The organism is Streptomyces sp. NPDC029526, from assembly GCF_040637405.1.
Classification (GTDB): domain Bacteria; phylum Actinomycetota; class Actinomycetes; order Streptomycetales; family Streptomycetaceae; genus Streptomyces.
Genome location: NZ_JBEZWE010000002.1, coordinates 654,096 through 673,136, shown reverse-complemented (window position 1 = coordinate 673,136; position 19,041 = coordinate 654,096). Strand labels below are relative to the sequence as shown.

Genomic DNA, 19,041 nt, shown 5'->3' with positions numbered 1-19,041 from the left:
TCGATGCACATCCCTTCACAGCACAAGGTGTGACGCGCAACACTCTCAGGCGCATGAACGTTGCCGCCTTGGGCCTGAAGGACCCGCGGAAGTGAGGGCAAGTCATGTCCGTGCACGATGAACTGACATCCGTCCAGCGCTGCCTCGACGACCTGCTGAGGTCCGTGGGACGCCTGGAGAAGCAGCTGGGCAGCGGCGGTCTGGAGATGCGCCGCGTCCGGGCCGACACCAACCACCTGCGCGAGAGCCTGGCGCTGCTGCGCGAGTCGGCGACCGGTCCGGCCGTGACGGCGAAGCGACCCGACCTCGTCACCATCTCCGACACCCCCTACGACCCGTCCCTGTGGGTCGACACCGACGACGAGGGACTGGGCGCACGCGACCGGCGCGCGCCCTGACCGCGGACCCGGCGGGCCGCCCGGCCCGCCGGCTCCCCGCCCCGCACCGCACCGCTGGCCGACCCCGGGACCGGCACCCGCCGGCCCGGCCACCGCCGTCCCGAACCCGACCCCGACCCCCGCAGTCCTGTCCCCAACCGCCGCGACTTCCTGACCCCTCCCGGAGCGGACACGTGGCCACTGGTACGGAACCTCCCGCGACCGAACCCCCTCCCCACCGCGGCGGCGTACGAACGGGTACGCGCGCCGCGATCGCCGCGCCGCACCTGCGGACCGACCGCTGGTGGCTGGCCCCGGCGGCCACCGCGGCCGGCCTGCTGGCGTTCGTCGTCTACTCGACGTGGCGGGCCCTCGCGAACACCGACTACTACGCGGCGCCGTACGTCTCGCCGTTCTACTCGCCGTGCCTGGCGGAGAACTGCGTGCCGATGCGCGGCGGACCGAACTGGGAGCTGTTCGGCTCCTGGTGGGGCCTCTCCCCGGCGATCATCATCCTGATCTTCCCGCTGGGCTTCCGCCTGACCTGCTACTACTACCGCAAGGCGTACTACCGGGGGTTCTGGGCGTCCCCGCCGGCCTGCGCGGTGGCCGAACCGCACCGCACGTACACCGGCGAGACCCGCTTCCCGCTGATCCTCCAGAACCTGCACCGCTACTTCTTCTACGCGGCGCTGCTGGTCGCCCTCGTCCTGACCTACGACACGGTGCTGGCCTTCCGGGACGAGAACTACGCCTGGGGTCACATGGGCCTGGGCACGCTGGTCCTCCTGGTCAACATCGCGCTGATCTGGCTCTACACGATCTCCTGCCACTCCTGCCGGCACATCGTCGGCGGGAAGCTGAAGCACTTCTCCCGGCACCCGGTGCGCTACCGGATGTGGCAGTGGGTGGGGCGGCTCAACGCACGGCACATGCAGCTGGCGTGGGCGTCCCTGCTGAGCGTGGCGGTCGCCGACCTGTACGTGTACCTCCTCGCGACCGGCGCCTTCGACGATCCGCGGTTCTTCTGACGTGGCCGGGAGCGTGGCGCGGGGCGCGGGGGTGCGGGGTTTCTGATGGCTCTCGATGACTGGGGCGTTGTGGGATGACCGTGGTCGACCGGCAGGAGTGGGACGTCGTCGTGGTCGGGGCGGGCGGCGCCGGACTGCGCGCCGCCATCGAGGCGCGCGAGCGGGGCGCCCGCACGGCCGTGATCTGCAAGTCGTTGTTCGGCAAGGCGCACACCGTGATGGCCGAGGGCGGCATCGCGGCGGCCATGGGCAACGTCAACTCCGGCGACACCTGGCAGGTGCACTTCCGCGACACGATGCGCGGCGGGAAGTTCCTCAACCAGTGGCGGATGGCCGAGCTGCACGCCCAGGAGGCGCCGCAACGGGTGTGGGAGCTGGAGACCTGGGGCGCCCTGTTCGACCGCACCGGGGACGGGCGGATCTCGCAGCGCAACTTCGGCGGCCACGAGTACCCGCGCCTCGCCCACGTCGGCGACCGCACCGGCCTGGAGCTGATCCGCACCCTCCAGCAGAAGATCGTGGCCCTCCAGCAGGAGGACCACCGGGAGACCGGGGACCACGAGTCCCGGCTGAAGGTCTTCCAGGAGTGCACCGTCACCCGGGTGCTGAAGGACGGCGACCGGGTTGCGGGGGTGTTCGCCTATGAGCGGGAGACCGGCCGCTTCTTCGTGCTCCAGGCCCCCGCCGTGGTGATCGCCACCGGCGGCATCGGCAAGTCCTTCAAGGTCACGTCGAACTCCTGGGAGTACACCGGCGACGGCCACGCCCTCGCCCTGCTGGCCGGGGCGCCGCTGCTGAACATGGAGTTCGTGCAGTTCCACCCGACGGGCATGGTCTGGCCGCCGTCGGTGAAGGGCATCCTCGTCACCGAGTCGGTGCGCGGCGACGGCGGGGTGCTGCGCAACTCCGAGGGCGAGCGGTTCATGTTCGACTACGTGCCGGACGTCTTCAAGGACAAGTACGCCGAGTCCGAGGAGGAGGGCGACCGCTGGTACGACGACCCGGACCACAACCGGCGCCCGCCCGAACTGCTCCCCCGCGACGAGGTGGCCCGCGCCATCAACGCCGAGGTCAAGGCCGGCCGGGGCTCCCCGCACGGCGGGGTGTTCCTGGACGTCTCCACCCGGATGCCGGCCGAGGTCATCAAGCGGCGGCTGCCGTCGATGTACCACCAGTTCAAGGAGCTGGCGGACGTCGACATCACGGCGGAGCCGATGGAGGTCGGCCCGACCTGCCACTACGTGATGGGCGGCATCGCCGTCGACTCCGACTCGGCGGCGGCGCGCGGGGTGCCGGGGCTGTTCGCGGCCGGGGAGGTGGCCGGCGGCATGCACGGGTCGAACCGGCTGGGCGGCAACTCCCTGTCCGACCTGCTGGTGTTCGGCCGCCGGGCGGGCCTGCACGCCGCCGCGTACGCGGCCGGGGACGGCGGCGGGGGCGGTCCGCGCCCCTCGGTGGACGACGCGCAGATCGACGCGGCCGCCGCGGAGGCGCTGCGGCCGTTCTCCGCCGAGTCGGAGGACGGGGAAGGGGACGACGGCCCTCCGGAGAACCCCTACACCCTGCACCAGGAACTGCAGCAGACCATGAACGACCTGGTCGGCATCATCCGACGGGACCACGAGATGCGCCAGGCCCTGGAGAAGCTGGCCGAGCTGCGGGTGCGCGCCCGCCGGGCCGGGGTCGAGGGGCACCGGCAGTTCAACCCGGGCTGGCACCTCGCGCTGGACCTCAGGAACATGCTGCTGGTCAGCGAGTGCGTGGCACGCGCCGCGCGGGAACGCACCGAGTCGCGCGGCGGCCACACCCGGGAGGACCACGCCTCGATGGAGCGCGCCTGGCGCAACGTCAACCTGCTGTGCCGGCTGACCGACCCGACGGGTGGCCTCGCGGCGACCGACCCGGTGCGCGGCCAGATCACCCTCTCCCGGGAGACCACCGACCCCATCCGCCCGGACCTGCTCGCCCTCTTCGAGAAGGAGGAGCTGGTCAAGTACCTCGCCGAAGAGGAGCTGTACGAGTGAGCAGCTACGAGGCCCGCTTCAAGGTGTGGCGCGGGGACGTCGACGGCGGCGCCCTGGAGGACTTCTCGGTCGAGGTGAACGACGGCGAGGTCGTCCTCGACATCATCCACCGCCTCCAGGCCACCCAGGCCCCCGACCTCGCCGTGCGCTGGAACTGCAAGGCCGGCAAGTGCGGTTCGTGCTCGGCGGAGATCAACGGCCGCCCCCGGCTGCTGTGCATGACCCGCATGTCGGTCTTCGGCCGGGACGAGACCGTCACCGTGACACCGCTGCGGGCGTTCCCGGTGATCCGGGACCTGGTGACGGACGTCGGCTTCAACTACGCCAAGGCCCGGCAGGTCCCTGCGTTCGTGCCTCCGGACGGGCTGGGCCCCGGCGAGTACCGGATGATGCAGGAGGACGTGGACCGCCCGCAGGAGTTCCGCAAGTGCATCGAGTGTTTCCTGTGCCAGGACGTCTGCCACGTGGTCCGCGACCACGAGGAGAACAAGCAGGCGTTCGCCGGCCCCCGCTTCCTGATGCGGATCGCCGAGCTGGACATGCACCCGCTGGACGCGGCCGAGGAGGCCGGCCTGGACCGCAAGCGCACGGCCCAGGACGACCACGGCCTGGGTTACTGCAACATCACCAAGTGCTGCACGGAAGTCTGCCCCGAGGGCATCAGGATCACGGACAACGCGCTCATCCCGATGAAGGAACGGGCGGCGGACCGCACGTACGACCCGCTGGTGTGGCTGGGGTCGAAGATCAGGAGGCGTTAGCCCTCCGGCAGCACTCTGCTGTCCGGGCTGCGGGTTCGCTCGGCGGCCGGAGTGCTACGGTCTCCGGCCGGCCCCGGGTTCCAGCCAGCCCTCCCGGTACTCCTGCCAGTTCGTCTCCGTCGCCGCGAAGTCGATGTAGGGGGCGAGACCGAAGAGTTCGCGGTCGGGGTCCGTCCGGGAGAGGCCGAGGCGGGCGCCCCGGACGGCGGCGGCGACGGTCTCGGCGTGGCCCCAGTGGCTGAAGTTGCTCTCGTAGTAGAAGGGCAGGCCCATCAGCAGGTGGGTGGTGGGCGGGGTGACCTCCAGGGCGAGGGAGGTCTGCAGGGCCACGTACCCGCCGTAGGTACCCTCCAGCGGCTGCGCGGTGTCGTACGACATCACGGCGATCTGGTCGACGCGCCGGGCGACCTGGCCGAAGAACTTCTGGGACCACCACTTGGGGTGGTCGGCCCAGAGACCGACGACCGAGTGGAGTTCCGGGAGCGGGTCGATCTGGTGGGCGGCCACGGAGAGTTGGGCCTCCTGGGCGCGGGTTACGTCGCGCAGGTCGTCCAGGAGGGAGAGGTAGTCCCGGTCGTCGGAGTGCAACGGCTCCAGGTCGAGGTGGACGCCCTCGTAGCCGGCGTCCAAGACCTGACCGGCGCTGCGGACGATCTCGGCGCGGGTGGCGGCGCGGTCCAGGTGGAGGCCGTCGGGACCTCCGTTGGCGAGGACGTCCCCGAGGAAGGCCTGGACCCGGACGCCGGGCAGCTCGCGGTGCACGGCGTCGATCAGCCAACGGGCCCGTGGGTACGCCGACTCGGGCAGGGTGCCGTCGTGCTCCAGCGGGCCGGAGTGGACGTACAGATCGCGGATCCCGGTGCCTTCGAGGCGTTGGGCGAGGGCGGTGACGTCGGCGTCCTTCTTGCGCCCGTCGACCCAGGCGTGCCCGAGCCACATGGCGTCCCGGTCACGGGTGTACGTGCCGTCGGCGGGGTCCCCGGCGTAGTTGATCCGCAGGGCCGCCTGCGCGGCGAGCAACGGGACGAACAGCACCAGCAGCACGCCGAGAACGGCGCGCCGGGCCAGGCGCAGACGGCGTCGACGGCGTGCGGCGGCGGGAGTGGGCGTGGGAGTGGGCGTCGAGGGGGGAGCGGCGGTGGCCACGGGTTCGGGGTCGGACGGAGCCGGTGCGGGCCCCGGGTCGGACCCGCCGTCCGCCCCTGCCGCCGGTCTCTCCGCATCCGGTGGTGTCTGCGCGACCGGTGCCTGCGCGCCCGATGTCTGATCGTCCGGCGGCTCCGGTTCGGTGTCGTCCGGGCGTGCCACGTCCCGCGCCCGCGCCTTCGGCCCGGTGGGGTCCGGCAGGCACCCGGGGGCCGGGGCCCCGGATGGTTCTCGCCGGTCGCGCGGGTGGTCGGTCGGCGGCTCCATGGCGCATCCCCTCCCCGGCGGGCCCGGGGCCCGCGTGGCTGATGTCGCCGGGGAAGACGATCACCGGGGAGGCCGCGGTTGCGGCTGTGGGCCTCCCGCCGGGGCGTCGCGTCAGAACAGGCTCAGCAGGGCCTCCGCCGGGTCGGTCAGGGTGGTGTCCCCTCCGGGGAGCGGCAGTTCGAACCAGACCGTCTTGCCGCGCGGTGTGCGGCGGGAGCCCCAGGCGGCGCTGAGCAGGCCGACGAGCTGCAGGCCGCGACCGCCCTCGTCGGTGTCCCGGGCGCGGCGTCGGCGGGGCTGGACCAGGCCGGAGTCCCAGACCTCGCAGACCAGGGTGCGGTCCAGGAGCAGGCGGAGTCTGATCTCGCCCTCGCCGTAGCGCAGGGCGTTGGTGACCAGCTCGCTGACCAGGAGTTCGGTGGTGTCGACGAGGGGTTCCAGGCCCCAGCCGAGCAGTTGGGCGCGGGCGTGCTCGCGGGCGCGGCCCACACTGCGGGGTTCGCGTGGCAGGGTCCAGTCGCCGACGGACTCGGCGGGCAGTCCCTGGACGCGGGCCATCAGCAGGGCGATGTCGTCCTCGCCGTGGTGGGTGTCGAGGGTGTTGAGCACGTGGTCGCACACGTCCTCGAGGTTGGGCCGGGCGCCCGCGGGCGGCCCCGTCGCCGCCGGGTGGTCGCCGGTCGACGGGGACGGGTCGCTGAGGGCGCCGACGAAAGCCTGGAGGCCCTCGTCCAGGGGGTGATCGCGGCTTTCGACCAGTCCATCCGTGTAGAGAGCGAGCAGGGCGCCTTCGGGCAGTTCGACCTCCACCTCCTCGAAGGGCTCCCCGCCGACGCCGAGCGGCATGCCGGGCGGCACGTCCAGCATCAGCGCGGGCTCCCCCGGTTCCACCAGGACGGGCGGCAGGTGGCCGGCGTTGGCGAAGGTGCAGCGTCTGGTGACGGAGTCGTAGACGGCGTAGACGCAGGTCGCCAGGTACACCTCGGAGAGGTCGGCCTCCCGGGGGCGGCGGGCCGCGCGGGTGGCCTGGTGGATGCCGCCGGGCGCACCGAGGCCGCGCGCGATCTCGTCCAACTGGGAGAGCACCTCGGCCGGTTCGATGTCGAGCTGGGCCAGGGTGCGGACGGCGGTGCGCAGTTCGCCCATGGCGACGGCGGCACGCAGGCCGCGGCCCATGACGTCGCCGACGACCAGCGCGGTGCGGTGGCCGGGGAGTTCGATGACGTCGAACCAGTCGCCGCCGACCTCGCTGGGCCGGCCGGTGGCCACGTTGCCGGGCAGGTACCGGCAGGCGATGTCGAGGCCGGACGCCTCCGGGTCGCCGGGCGGGAGCAGGGAGCGCTGGAGTATCAACGCCCGTTCGTGCTCCCGCCGGTACAGGCGGGCGTTGTCGATGCAGACCGCGGCCCGCGCGGCGAGTTCCACGGCGAGGTCGCGGTCGCGGTCGCCGAACGGCTCGCTGCCCTTGGTGCGGGCGAACTGCGCGAGGCCGACCACCGTGTCCTGCGCGACCATCGGCACGGCGAGGGTGGACTGCACGAGGCCGCCCTCCTCGCCGGGCACGGTCTGCGGGCGGGCGGTGCGCAGGGCGTCCGCGCAGGGCGAGTTGAAGGGGTAGTGGTGCACGGCGCCCAGCTTCACCGGTTCGCCGGCGCTGCCGAGCGGGGCGTCGGAGACGGCGCTGGCGAACGCCACCCGGCGCACCTCCGCGCTGCCGTCGGCCAGGCCCTGCGGGGTCTCGTCGCCGGCCAGCAGACCCTGGTAGAGGTCGACGGTCGCCAGGTCGCAGAAGCCGGGGACGACGACGTCGAGGAGTTCCCGCGCGGTGGTCTCCAGGTCGAGGGAGTTCCCGATCCGGGCGCCCGCCTCGTTCAGGAGGGCGAGATTGCGCCGTGCCGCGGCGGCCTCGCGGGCGGCGGCCCGGCGCGCGGTGATGTCGATACCGAGCCAGGCGATGCCGATGGGACGACCGCTCCCGCTGTGCACGCGGTAGAGGTTGACGGACCAGTGCCGGCGGTCCTCGGCGCCGGGGACGTAGCCGGTCACGTGCATGTCGGTGATGGACTCGCCGGTCTCCAGCACCCGGCGCAGGGTGGCCTCGACCCGCTCCGCCTCACCGCGCGGCAGGTAGTCGTGGACGCCCTTGCCGCGGTGGTCGTCCGGGGTGCCTCCGAAGATGGACGCGAACCGCTGGTTGGCGCGGCGCACCCGCAGGTCGGGGTCGATCAGCACGAAGCCGAACGGAGATTGGCCGAAAATGGCCTGCGACGCGGCGAGGTCGGTCTCGATGCTGCGCAGGGTGCGGACGTCGACCACGATGCAGACGGCGGCCTTCCGGCCGTCCTCGGTCCGGGTCGGCATCACGTAGACCTCGGCGAGCCCCTCGCGTCCGTGCTCGCCCTCGCGGTCGCCGTCCTCCGCCGTGTGCGGCAGCCGGACGGGCACCACCCCGGTCCACTCGCGGCCGTCCAGGATCTCGGCCATCTTGCGCTGGCCCTGCTCACGCCGGCCCGGGTCGACGAACGCGGCGATCGGGTCCATGCCGACGGCGCGTTCGGCGGGGACGCCCAGAAGCTGCTCGGCCCGCAGGCTCCACTGGTCGACGAGCCCGTCGGGCCCGATGGAGAATGAGGCGACCTTGATGTAGTCGTACATGGAGCCGGGCGGGCTGCTCTGCCACATCGGGTCGCCGAACGGGGCGTCGCCGGACAGGAGGCCGTCAGCGGCCTCCGCCCTCGCGCCGCCCGAGGGGTCCTCGGACCCCGTGGCCTTCGCTGGTATCTCGCTCACGCGAACCGTCCCCTCCAGCTCACCGCGTCCGGCACCGGTCACCGGGGGCGGCTGCCCGCAGTATCCAGCACTACGGCGCCGCACAACACGGTGTTCACGATCACAGCTCGGTCCCACTGCTTTTCGGTCCGGGCCATGAGAACACTCCCAGTCTTCTAACCAGCGGACACGCGGTCGAACCCCCTCTCACGCAACGGTCGCCGACGCGGACCGGCCGCTCGCCCCGGGACGGGGGCGCATGCCCCCTCCCAACGAGCCGCCGCACTCCCCCCGTACCCCCCTCGCGCCCCTTCGCGCCGTGGCCGACCGGCGGGTGTGGTGCGGTGCGGCGTGGCCGACCGGCGGGTGTGGGGTGGTGTGGCGTGGCCGACCGGCGGGTGTGGGGTGGTGTGGCGTGGCCGACTGCCCCTGTGGTGCGGCCGGTGCTACGGGGCCACTGTGGTGCGGCCGGTGCGACGGGGCGTCACGGGGGCGTTCATCACGACACGGCCGCTCGGTTCCGGGGGTCGTCGCAACACCGTGGGCCCGTCATCACGGCCGGCGGACTCGTCGCCGCACGGAGGCCGCGCCCGCCATCACGGCCGGGCGGGCTGGTGGCGGGTACCTGGCAGTACGGCATGCGAGGTCATCACGGCACGGCGAGTTCGAACCAGACGGTCTTTCCGGTGGCGTCGCTGCCGGGCCGGGTGCCCCAGCGGCGGGAGGTGGAGGCCACCAGTTGGAGACCCCGGCCGTGCTCGTCCTCGGGCTGGGGGACGCACTCGCGCGGCAGATCCGGCAGGGTGTCGGAAACCTCCACCAGCAGGACGTCGTGCGGCCCGCGCGGACGCACCAGCCGGACACCGATGGGGCCGGAGGCGTGGCGCAGGGCGTTGGTGACGAGTTCGCTGACCAGCAGCGCGGTCAGGTCACCGACGCCGTCCAGGTCCCAGGCCCGCAGCCGGGTCCGGACCGCGGCGCGGGCGGCACGCACGGCACCCGGCTCCGCGGGGAACGTCCACGCGGCACAGTCGCCCTCGATGTCGATCACGGGACTCACTTCCCGGCCATCGCGTCCGATCTCACCCGACGTCACACGGGATAACTGGTCCATACCCCGATAAATGGGGCACGTACCGTCGGCGGACGTCCCGGCACGGCGGTGGTCCCGGTACGGCGGTGATGAGGTACGGCGGTGGTGCCGGCCGACGACCGGGGGCCGGATGATGCGTCGGCGACGGACGGGCGGCGGCAGCGGCGGGTGTGGCGGGCACGGTGGATACGGCCTCGGGCGGGGCGGGCGGTGGGGCGGCGGCGCGCCGTGTGCGGTCGGCTCAGGTACGGGTCGAGGCGTGGCCGACGTGGGCGAGGGCCTCCCGGACGGCCGGCACGTCCGGGTCCAGCCAGTCGACGTCCCAGACGTCGGCGGGTGCGAGCCAGCGCAGCTCGTCGTGGTCCTGGAGGGGGGCGGGGGCGGGGGATCCGGGGCGCAGCCGTGCCGTCCACACGCGCAGCACGTGGGGCGGGCGCAGCGGCCACTCCCCCGGGACGCGCGGCCCGGCCTCGGCGTCGACGCCGAGTTCCTCGCGCAACTCCCGTACGACGGCCGCCTCGCCGGACTCCCCGGGCTCGACCTTGCCGCCCGGGAGCTCCCAGCGCCCGGCCAGCTCGGCGGGAGCGCTTCGGCGGGCGGCGAGGAGCCGCCCCTCGTGCCAGAGGGCCGCACCGGCCACCACGATCCGCTCGTCCATGGCGGCGAGCCTACGGGAGGAGCGGGGCGTCACCGACTGCCCTGGACGGGGATGGAACCCACGGGAGCGCCGTACGAAACCGTGGGGACCGGCCGGACGGACCTGGTGGGTCCCGTGGGCGGGACCAGCCGGTGGGTCAGTCGGGCGTCCGGCCGTTCTGGCCGATGCGCTCGACCCAGTAGAGCTGCTCGTGGCCGCGCTCGTCGAGGCTGTCCGCGATCCGCTGGGCCTCGGCCCGGCTCGCGTACCGGCCGACGCGGTAGCGATTGCCGTTGTCGTCCTGGCGCACGACGAGCCAGGGAAGTGTCACCGTGCCGTCGTTCATCGCGCCCCTCCACGTCCCGCCCGCGATCCGCCCGGTAAGGAAACCGCAATCCGCATATGCCCGAGCCTACGCCTTACCTTCACGCTGCGAACACGTCTTTTTACAAAGCGGTACCCAACCAGCCAGAACGCAGGGGGCGCAGGGTGGTGAATGCGCCGTGCGCCCCGTCGACAGGTCCGGTCAGAGCCATGCCGGACTCCGTCCGCGGCCCACGGACGACCAGCGAGAACGACCGAATTGCTACGGCCCCCGGGGACGTGCCCGGCGCTCCGTGCGCCGGAGCGGCGGCGCACGGAGGGTGTGAACGGCGTGTCCGGGGGCTCGCACCGCCGCCCAGGACCGTGCCCCGGCGGGGTGCGGGCGGCACGTCGTCGGCGGCGGAGGCGCGGGCGTCAGGGTGCAGGCGGCGTCTGGCGGACCACGGGCTGGCTGTCCAGGACGTCCGTGACGGCCACGCGGGACGACGGCCCGACGGCGCGACGGCGCGACGGCGCGACGGCGCGACGACCGACGCCCCGACAGGACGTCGGGGCATTGGAGCGTCGGGGCGTCAGGGCTCTATCGGCGGGAGCGGGACGCCGCGGCGGAACGCACGCCGACGGTCAAGGGGCGGGCGAGGTGAGACCCGGCGGCCCGACACGCCCGCCGGGCACCGGCCGCTACCGCACCGGGAGGTGGCGCCGGCCGCTACCGCACCGGGAGGTGGTAGGCGGCCCGGTAGCGGTCGGCGGGGATCACCACGTCGGCCGTCTCGACGGGGCGTCCGGAGGCGTAGTAGGTGCGCTGGATGACGAGCACGACGTGGCCCGGGACGCCGCCCAGCAGGACCAGTTCCTCGGCGAGGCCGGGGCGGGCACCGACCTCCTCGGTGACGTTGTCCACGATCACGTCGATGGCGCGCATGCGCTCGACCACGCCCATCCCGCCGAGCGGACCCTCCTCGGGCAGCATCACGGGCGTCCGGCCGGTCAGGGCGAGCGGCTCCCACGAGGTGGAGAGCATCATCGGCTCGCCCGCCTCACGGAAGAGGTAGGTGGTGCGCATCACCCGCTCGCCGGGCTGGATGCCGAGCCGCTCGGCGACCGCGCCGCACACCTCGGTCTGCTCGCTGCTGGACTCCCAGGTGCCGTGCACGGACGCGTCGGACTGCTCCTGCCGGAACGGCGTGGCGCCGCGTTCGGGCCGGAAGCCGGAGCGGGCGACCCGGCGGGGCACCGGCCGCTCCCGCACGTACGTCCCCGAGCCGGAGCGGCCCTCCACCAGCCCCTCGGCCATCAGCACCTTGCGCGCCTCCAGCGCCACCGTGTCGGAGACGCCGTACTCCTCGCGGATCCTGGCTTGCGAGGGGAGCCGGGTGTGGGGCGGCAGTCGGCCGTCGACGATCTTCTTGCGGAGATCCCCCGCGACACGCAGGTACGCCGGCTGCTCACCGAAAGTCACGGGCCGCTCCCATCAGGTTGTACAGACAGCAACAGCGTGGCAACCCGCGGTTCGCACAGGCAAGCAAAGGCCAGAGAATCACTCGATGTGATGAATGACGCCCGGGGACCGCTCTACCCAGGCACTTTCTCCCCACTCCCGGCCCGCCCACACCTCGGTGCCATGCGCTCGGGGGTGATCCGGGTGCCGGAGGCCTACGACGGTGACCCGGTGCTCAGCCCCAGAGCTTCGCGCGCGGTGATCGCGCTCTCCAGGGCCGGGAGGGCCATCGCCTCGCTGTAGTGCTCGTCGTAGGTGTCCGCGTCCTCGGCCTCGGCGGCCCGGGCCCACGCCGCGCGGGCCTCCTCCAGGTCGGCGACGAAATCGGCCACCGGCCGCGCGGCAGCGGCGGGCCAGGTGTGCTCGCGCAGCATGCCGGTCTCCTCGTCCAGGGCCGCCGTGATGTCCTCGGCCCACTTCTGGTGCCCGGTCAGGTTGTCCTGGGGATCCCCGTCCGGCCACCGGTCCACGGCCTGCTCGGAGAGGCGTTCGGCCTCCAGGAAGACGATCTGATCTGCGTTCAGGGTGCTCTTGTCCCGGCGCAGCGAACCGGTGAGCAGGGCCTGCGGGTCGTTGTCGCCGAACGCGCAGACGATCTCGCGGTCTCCGTAACGCCAGCTCTCCCGGGAGGGTGACACGTGGTAGACGTCCACGTTGTCGGGCACCGTCCAGACGTCCACGACGTAGGCGTAGCGGTGGGCGTAGCACTCGGCCACGGCCCTCCGGCCGAGTTCCGCGTCGCCCGGGTAGGGGCCGTCGGGGAGGTCGATCCGGGCGAAGACCTCGCCGTGGTGCTTCTCCTCGCAGGCCGCCGGGTACGACGCGTAGGACCAGACCCCCATCCCGTCCGGTGCGATGAAGCACTCGCCGACGCGGAGGGAGTGGACGGTGGTGTCGCGCAGCCCGTCCCGGAAACCGTCCCACACAGCGCTGAGTGCTCCGGTGGCGAACAGCAGCGTCCACACGGCCACCCCCACACCGGACAGTACGGACCCGGTGATCGCCATGCCCCGGCCGCCCTGCCCGCGACGCGGGATCTGCCACAGCGCGATCAGCCCGAGTACGAGCCCCACCAGGGGCAGGCAGAACATCAGCAGACCGAACGAGAGCGACGCGACGGCGAAGCCGTTGACCGGGGCGGGCGGCCGGGGGCCCGGATACCCGTAGGGGACTGGAGTCCCGTAGGGGTCCGAGGTCCCGTAAGGGTGTGGTGTCCCGTAGGAGTGCGGGGTCCCGTAGTGGCCGGGCGGGCCGTACGGGGCGGGGTGGGCCGGGGCGTCGCCGGCCGGCGGCTCGGGTGTTCCGGGCGGGGCGAAGGGGCTGCGGACAGCAGGGGGCGACGCAGCCTCATCGGTCGGCGCAGCGTCCTCGGTCGGCGTGGGGGCGGCGGGCGGCTCGACGGACGGGGACCGCTCGGAGGCAGGGGGCGGCTCGGGGGACCCCGGTGGGGCGAACGGGCTGGGCGCGGGTAGCGGGCGGTGGCCGGGGCCGCCGGCTCCGGCGGGCGGGTCCGCCGGGTCGTACGGCTGCGGTCTGGGCCCGGTGGGCGGAGGTATGGACACGGGTACCGCTCCTGGTTCGGCTGCGCTGCGGAGATACCGGCCGACGAGCGGCTGCGCGCAGCGTAGGCGGGCAGCCGGAGGCGCCGGTGCCCGGGTCTCCGCGGTGCCTTCCGGCATCACGAACACCTCGTCCCGCCAAGGGCGAACGGAGACGGGCATCCGGGGCCGGTCAGGAGAACGGGGAAGAGAACGGGGAAGAGGACGGGGAAAGGCAAGGGCAAACGGATGAGGACTCGGTCAGGGACGCGGCCGACGAGGAGACGGGGACGGGGCGGGAGGCACCGATGAGGTGGCCCGGGCGCGTCCACCGCGCCCGGGCGTGGAGGACGGGGACATGTCCGTCGAGGGCGCGGACGTGCTGGGCGTCCGGCCCCGGGGCACAGCGGCGGAGCCATGCTCCGGAGTCGGGCTCCGGAGCATGGCTCCTTCACGTGCGCGGGTGAGGGACCGTCAGCGCTGGATCAGAACTGCAGGGCCCAGCTGTTGAGCCGGCCGGTGTCCCACCACGCGTTGTCGCTCACGCGCAGCTTCCACGTGCCGTTGGCCGTCTCCGAGGAGGCGTCCACGGTGTACGTGGTCCTGATGTCGTCCGCGCTGCCGCCCGTTCCGTAGGACTTCAGCGTGTACACCGAGCCGTCCGGGGCGACCAGCTGGACCCGGAGGTCGCCGATGTACGTGTGGCTGATGTCGACCTCGACGGCCAGGTCGCTCGGCGCGTTGCCGGTGATGCCGGAGACGGTCACCGGGGACTCGACGGTGGAACGGTCGCCGATGGTGACGCCGGTGGTGTTCTCGAAGCGGTCACCGGGGGGCGGCGGCGGGGTGGTGTCGCCCTCGCCGACGTGCAGCAGGCGGTTGGACGATCCGCTGCCCGGGTTGCCGACGACGCCGGAGGTGGCGGCTGCGGTCAGGGCCGAGGAGACCTGGGCCGGGGTGGCCGAGGGGTTGTCGGCGAGGTGCAGGGCCGCGGCGCCGGCGACGTGCGGGCTCGCCATCGAGGTGCCGGAGATGGTGCTGGTCGCGGAGTCGCTGCTGTTCCAGGCCGAGGTGATGGAGGAACCCGGCGCGAACAGGTCCAGCACCGAACCGTAGTTGGAGTAGCTGGCGCGCGCGTCGCTGGAGGTGGTCGCGCCGACGGTGATCGCCTCGGTCACGCGGGCCGGGGACTTGGTCGAGGCGTTGGTGGACTCGTTGCCGGCCGCGACGACGAAGGTGATGCCGGAGGCGATGGCGTTGCGGACCGCCGCGTCGAGCGCACTGTCCGCGCCGCCGCCGAGCGACATGTTGGCGACGGCCGGCTTGACCGCGTTCTGCGCGACCCAGTCGATGCCGGCGACGACCTGGGCGGTGGTGCCGGAGCCCGAGTTGTTCAGCACCCGCACGCCGACGACCTTGGCCTTCTTGGCCACGCCGTAGGAGCTTCCCGCGACGGTGCCGGCGACGTGGGTGCCGTGGCCGTGGCCGTCCTGGGCGGTGTTGTCGTTGTCGATGGCGTCGTAGCCGTAGGATGCGCGTCCGCCGAAGTCGCTGTGCGTGATGCGCACACCGGTGTCGATGACGTACGCCGTGACGCCCTCACCGGCCGAGTCCGGGTAGGTGTACGAGTTGTCGAGCGGCAGGTTCTGCTGGTCGATCCGGTCCAGGCCCCAGCTGGGCGGGTTCGTCTGGGTGCCGGTGACGTGGAAGGTGCGGTTCTGGACGACCGAGGCGACGGCCGGGTCGGCGGCGAGACGTTTCGCCTCGGCCTCGGACGCCTCGACCTCGTACCCGTTCAGGGCCTTGGTGTACGTCCGCTCGATCTCCGCGCCGTGCTTCTTGGCGACGGCCCGGCCCTCCGCGGTGCCGGAGCGGGCCTCGTCCGCCTTCAGGGTCACGATGTAGCTGCCGGCGACGGCGTTCGCCGCGCCCTCGTACTGGATGCGGCCTTCGGCCGCGGCCGGGGCCGCGCCCGCGGGGAGAGCGGAGACCAGACTCACGACGAGCGCGGCGGACGCCGCGGCACCGAGGGTGGCCAGTCTTCGCCGGGGATGACGCATCACTGCCATGTGAGGGTTCCTCCTCAGTCGGTGGTGCGCGTGCTGTGGGGGGTGGTGCGGTCGATGCACGGCCCGCAGGGGTGACGGAGAGAACCAGCCAATGACAGGCGCATGTCAACAGCGGGCTTCTTCAACCGGGCATCAGCGAAAGATTGAGGGTTGCACAGGAATTGCACAAGGGCCCTGCACGAACGAAACAGCCCCGCCACGCCCCCGACATATGCGGACGGAGACCCGCAACGGTTCCCCGACCCGCCGGCACGGCACGACACGACACAGCACGGCACGGCACGGCACGGCACCTGACGGGAGCGGTGACCAGTGCGCGCAGGCGCACGGGGTCTCTCCTCCATCGGTGGTGGAGCTGCGGCGGCACTCCCCCGTGGGTGCCGCCGCAGGACTGTGGTGCGTCACGCGGCCTGCCGGCCCGCAACCGTCCGGCCACCGTGAGGACGCCGCCGACGCGGTACGCCGTGACGAACTCCTGCGCTCGCCCGACGAGTTGGTCCGCCGTGAACAGCCGTCCGACCGGATGGACCGCGGCCGGGCCGGTGTGCGGCCCAGAAGCCGTGGGGTCCGGTCGGCAGGTCCGCTGGCGATGGCTGCCGGGGTTCCGACGCGGTGCCCACATGGTCGGATATCGGCCACGGACGCCGGTAGAGCGGTGGGAATCGATGGGACATGATGGGACGCGGGACACGTCAACACGCCCGTGACGGGCGGGAGTAGGCGAGGGAGGACACGGGGTGGCGGGACAGGACGAGACCTCGCGGGCCGGGGGGTCCGCCCGGGAGGCCGAACTGCTCACCGAACAGTTGCGGCTCCTGCGCCGCCGCCACGGGATGACCCTGGCCACGCTGGCCAACCGGACGAGTTACAGCAAGTCCTCCTGGGGCCGCTACCTCAGCGGCAAGGCGCTGCCGCCCCGGCAGGCCGTGCACGAGTTCGCCCGGGCCGTGGGCGTCAGACCCGACCGGCTGCTCCTCATGCTGGAGATCGCCGAGCATGCGCAGCCTGAGGTGCGGAGCCCGGAGGCCGCCGGGTCCGAGCAGGCGGACGGGCCGGACGGGGCCGCCGAGCCCACCGGGAACGAGGCGCCGGCCCCGCGGGACACCGGGCCCGCGGAGCCGACGGAGCACGTGGTGGCCGCCGAGCGCGTGGGCGCCGATACCCCGCCCGCGACCGGAACGACCGGGACATCGCCCGTAGCGCCCGCCTCGGTACCCACGGCGGACCCGGAACCGGACCCAGGCCCGGACCCGGACCCGGGTTTGGCCGTCGGCCGGGCCGGAAGAGAGGAGCCGCAGCGGCCCGCGCCCCGTGCCGCTCGCCGAAGACCCCGGCGGTGGAGCCTGTTGCTCGGAGCCGCCACCGGGGTGGGCATGGCCACGGGCCTGCTCGGCGGGATGCTCATCTCCCCGCCGGTGAGCCAGAGCGAACCCCAGACGAAGGGCACCGTCGTGCGGTGCACCGGCTTCGAGTGCCGCGGCAAGGACGCCCAGCGCATGGAGTGCCACATCGGGGTGTGGACGGCAGCCGCGGAAAGGGTGGACGGCCTGTACCTCGAACTGCGCTACAGCCCCCGGTGCGGAGCCGCGTGGGCGCGCATCACCGAGGGCGAGGTCGGGGACACCGCGCGGGTCGAGGGGAAGGAGAAGCTCTCGGCCGAGCGCTCCATCTCCTACGACCGGGACACCTACTCGCCCATGATCGAGGCGCCCTATCCCGCCGCCGTACGGGCCTGCGTGGTCCCGGCCGACGGCGGCGCGGAGGTCTGCACCCCGCACGGTGGCCCCTCACCGCTGCCCGCCGCGGTCACGGACGAGCGCAAGCCGTAGCCGGCCCGCCCCGGGGGCGGGATTCCGGCCGGTCCGGCGAGACCCGCCGGGGCCGGCTGCCCGCGATGGTCGCGCCGCCCGCCGTCACCGCACCGCATCGGATCGCTTTGCCGAAGCGGCAAGTTGCCGTGCCGTTCCTGGGACATCGGGTGAGACTGGCGAACACACCGGCAGAGCGCACCCCGACCCGATGAGGAGCCCGATGAGTGCGACCGACGCAGCGGTCACCTTCTGGGACGGCGTCCACGCGGCCCGTCCGCAGACCGCCTCCCCCCGCCCCAACGCCCGGCTCGTCGAGACGGCGACGGACCTGCCGCCCGGCGACGCACTCGACCTGGGATGCGGCAACGGCGGCGACGCCCTCTGGCTCGCGGGACGCGGGTGGCGGGTCACGGCCGTCGACCTGTCGGCCGTGGCGGTGCAGCGGCTCACGGAGCGCGCGGCGCGGGCCGGCCTGGGCGCACAGCTCACCGCCCGGCGCCACGACCTGGGCCGGTCGTTCCCGGCGGGCCGCTTCGACCTCGTGACCGCCCACTACCTGCACACCCCCTACGACCTCGACCGGGCCGCCGTCCTGCGCCGGGCCGCGCAGGCGCTGCGCCCGGGTGGCCGGCTGCTGGTCGTCGACCACGGATCGACGGCGCCCTGGTCGTGGGACCAGGACCCCGAGGTCCGGTACCCGAGTCCGTCGGAGGTCGCGGACGGCCTGGCCCTGGATCCGGCGACCTGGACGGTCGACCGCGCCGACGCGCCGCGCCGCACGGCCACCGGACCGGACGGGAACACCGCCGAAGTCACCGACCACGTCCTGCTCGTACGCCGCACCGGCTGACCCGGCGACCGTCCGGCCCGGCCGACCCCTCGGGTCGGCCCCTTGGGACGTTCCCTCCGGACGACCGCTCCGGACGGCCCCTCCGGACGGAACCCGCGGACGGCCCCATCCACCTCGCCGACCGATCCACTCCGCCCCGCCCCGCCGACCGACCCGTTCCCGCCCCACCGGCCGATCCACGCCGACCCCGCCGGCCGATCCATGCCGCACCTCCGGACTGCCCGCCCCGCCCCGCCGACCGACCCGTTCCCGCCCCGCCGTCGGATCCGTTCCGCCCCGCCGGACGGCCTGCACCGCGCCGGACGGCACCGCGCCGGACGGCACCTGCGAAGGAGACCTCCATGCCCCCGCCTACCACCCCTCACCGCCGACGCAGGGACGCCCCGCCGCCCCGGACGGCGAACACCGAGGCCGACGTCCTGCGCGGCTTCCTGGACTACCTCCGGACGTCGATGGCGGCCAAGGTCGACGGCGCCCCCGAACCCGCGGTCCGGACCGCCGCGGTCCCCTCCGGCACGAACCTGCTCGGCCTGCTGCACCACCTCACCTGGGTGGAACGCGCGACGTTCCTCGGGGAGAAGGTCACCGACTGGCAGGCCACCTTCCGTGCCCCCGAGGAGGACGGCGTCGCCGAGGTCGTCGCCCGCTACCGGGAGATCGTCGACCGGGCGAACGCCGTGCTCGACGCCTGCACCGACCTCTCCGCGCCCCTCCCCGGACGCTCCTCACCCAGCACCCGATGGGCCCTCACCCACCTGATCGAGGAGACCGGCCGCCACGCCGGTCACGCGGACATCCTCCGCGAGCTGATCGACGGGGCGACCGGGCGCTGAGGACAGGGAC

General features: G+C 73.4%; 15 protein-coding genes. 7 read left to right on the top strand and 8 right to left on the bottom strand.

Annotated elements, in window-relative coordinates; translation table 11 throughout:
• The first annotated feature begins 104 nt into the window (after positions 1–104).
• The 4 genes from AB0F01_RS08520 (at position 105) to AB0F01_RS08505 (ending at position 4,193) form a co-directional block, all read left to right on the top strand.
• Positions 105–398 (top strand): hypothetical protein, encoded by a 294-nt coding sequence (locus AB0F01_RS08520; protein WP_362091279.1) that lies wholly within the window; start codon positions 105–107, stop codon positions 396–398.
• 173 nt (positions 399–571) lie between these two features.
• Entirely contained in the window at positions 572–1,408 is an 837-nt protein-coding gene (locus AB0F01_RS08515; protein ID WP_362091276.1) for a hypothetical protein, read from the top strand.
• Positions 1,409–1,482: 74 nt separating this feature from the next.
• Entirely contained in the window at positions 1,483–3,432 is a 1,950-nt protein-coding gene (locus tag AB0F01_RS08510; RefSeq protein WP_362091273.1) for a fumarate reductase/succinate dehydrogenase flavoprotein subunit, read from the top strand.
• The gene (locus AB0F01_RS08505; RefSeq protein ID WP_362091270.1) at positions 3,429–4,193 is read left to right on the top strand and encodes a succinate dehydrogenase/fumarate reductase iron-sulfur subunit; all 765 of its coding nucleotides are present in this window, start codon (positions 3,429–3,431) and stop codon (positions 4,191–4,193) included. Before AB0F01_RS08510 ends, AB0F01_RS08505 begins: the two co-directional genes overlap by 4 nt.
• Before the next feature lie 54 nt (positions 4,194–4,247).
• Here the strand turns inward: AB0F01_RS08505 and AB0F01_RS08500 are convergent, their stop codons facing one another.
• From AB0F01_RS08500 to AB0F01_RS08465, 8 genes are all read right to left on the bottom strand, one after another.
• The gene (locus tag AB0F01_RS08500; RefSeq protein ID WP_362091267.1) at positions 4,248–5,339 is read right to left on the bottom strand and encodes a hypothetical protein; all 1,092 of its coding nucleotides are present in this window, start codon (positions 5,337–5,339) and stop codon (positions 4,248–4,250) included.
• Between the two features lie 378 nt (positions 5,340–5,717).
• A complete protein-coding gene (locus tag AB0F01_RS08495; RefSeq protein WP_362091265.1) occupies positions 5,718–8,396 on the bottom strand; it encodes a SpoIIE family protein phosphatase in 2,679 nt (892 codons plus the stop codon).
• 628 nt (positions 8,397–9,024) lie between these two features.
• Complete coding sequence (locus AB0F01_RS08490; RefSeq protein ID WP_362091262.1) at positions 9,025–9,489, bottom strand: ATP-binding protein; 465 nt, start codon at positions 9,487–9,489, stop codon at positions 9,025–9,027.
• 220 nt (positions 9,490–9,709) lie between these two features.
• A complete protein-coding gene (locus AB0F01_RS08485) occupies positions 9,710–10,126 on the bottom strand; it encodes a (deoxy)nucleoside triphosphate pyrophosphohydrolase (RefSeq protein WP_362091259.1) in 417 nt (138 codons plus the stop codon).
• A 136-nt stretch (positions 10,127–10,262) separates the two neighbouring features.
• On the bottom strand, positions 10,263–10,451 hold the full coding sequence (locus AB0F01_RS08480) for an SPOR domain-containing protein (protein ID WP_362091256.1): 189 nt from the start codon (positions 10,449–10,451) through the stop codon (positions 10,263–10,265).
• 687 nt (positions 10,452–11,138) lie between these two features.
• Positions 11,139–11,891, bottom strand: a complete 753-nt coding sequence (locus AB0F01_RS08475) for a GntR family transcriptional regulator (protein WP_362091253.1) — start codon at positions 11,889–11,891, stop codon at positions 11,139–11,141.
• Between the two features lie 194 nt (positions 11,892–12,085).
• Positions 12,086–13,609, bottom strand: a complete 1,524-nt coding sequence (locus AB0F01_RS08470) for a DUF4190 domain-containing protein (protein WP_362091251.1) — start codon at positions 13,607–13,609, stop codon at positions 12,086–12,088.
• Positions 13,610–13,953: 344 nt separating this feature from the next.
• Positions 13,954–15,537 carry a S8 family peptidase gene (locus AB0F01_RS08465; protein WP_362091248.1) on the bottom strand — a complete coding sequence of 528 codons (1,584 nt, stop codon included), beginning with the start codon at positions 15,535–15,537 and terminating at the stop codon, positions 13,954–13,956.
• 737 nt (positions 15,538–16,274) lie between these two features.
• Here AB0F01_RS08465 and AB0F01_RS08460 point away from each other — a divergent pair.
• The 3 genes from AB0F01_RS08460 to AB0F01_RS08450 all read left to right on the top strand — a co-directional run bounded on the left by AB0F01_RS08460 (position 16,275) and on the right by AB0F01_RS08450 (position 19,031).
• The gene (locus tag AB0F01_RS08460) at positions 16,275–17,366 is read left to right on the top strand and encodes a DUF2690 domain-containing protein (protein WP_362091245.1); all 1,092 of its coding nucleotides are present in this window, start codon (positions 16,275–16,277) and stop codon (positions 17,364–17,366) included.
• 202 nt (positions 17,367–17,568) lie between these two features.
• Positions 17,569–18,198 carry a class I SAM-dependent methyltransferase gene (locus tag AB0F01_RS08455; RefSeq protein WP_362091242.1) on the top strand — a complete coding sequence of 210 codons (630 nt, stop codon included), beginning with the start codon at positions 17,569–17,571 and terminating at the stop codon, positions 18,196–18,198.
• 341 nt (positions 18,199–18,539) lie between these two features.
• The gene (locus AB0F01_RS08450; RefSeq protein WP_362091239.1) at positions 18,540–19,031 is read left to right on the top strand and encodes a DinB family protein; all 492 of its coding nucleotides are present in this window, start codon (positions 18,540–18,542) and stop codon (positions 19,029–19,031) included.
• Positions 19,032–19,041: the final 10 nt, after the last annotated feature.

What these genes read in the sequence shown, in the direction of transcription:
- AB0F01_RS08520 (WP_362091279.1), top strand. Translation starts at nt 105, where the DNA reads ATGTCCGTGCACGATGAACTGACATCCGTCCAGCGCTGCCTCGACGAC.
- AB0F01_RS08510 (WP_362091273.1), top strand. Translation starts at nt 1,483, where the DNA reads ATGACCGTGGTCGACCGGCAGGAGTGGGACGTCGTCGTGGTCGGGGCG.
- AB0F01_RS08490 (WP_362091262.1), bottom strand. Translation starts at nt 9,489, where the DNA reads ATGGACCAGTTATCCCGTGTGACGTCGGGTGAGATCGGACGCGATGGC.
- AB0F01_RS08485 (WP_362091259.1), bottom strand. Translation starts at nt 10,126, where the DNA reads ATGGACGAGCGGATCGTGGTGGCCGGTGCGGCCCTCTGGCACGAGGGG.
- AB0F01_RS08480 (WP_362091256.1), bottom strand. Translation starts at nt 10,451, where the DNA reads ATGAACGACGGCACGGTGACACTTCCCTGGCTCGTCGTGCGCCAGGAC.
- AB0F01_RS08470 (WP_362091251.1), bottom strand. Translation starts at nt 13,609, where the DNA reads ATGCCGGAAGGCACCGCGGAGACCCGGGCACCGGCGCCTCCGGCTGCC.
- AB0F01_RS08465 (WP_362091248.1), bottom strand. Translation starts at nt 15,537, where the DNA reads ATGGCAGTGATGCGTCATCCCCGGCGAAGACTGGCCACCCTCGGTGCC.
- AB0F01_RS08455 (WP_362091242.1), top strand. Translation starts at nt 17,569, where the DNA reads ATGAGTGCGACCGACGCAGCGGTCACCTTCTGGGACGGCGTCCACGCG.
- AB0F01_RS08450 (WP_362091239.1), top strand. Translation starts at nt 18,540, where the DNA reads ATGCCCCCGCCTACCACCCCTCACCGCCGACGCAGGGACGCCCCGCCG.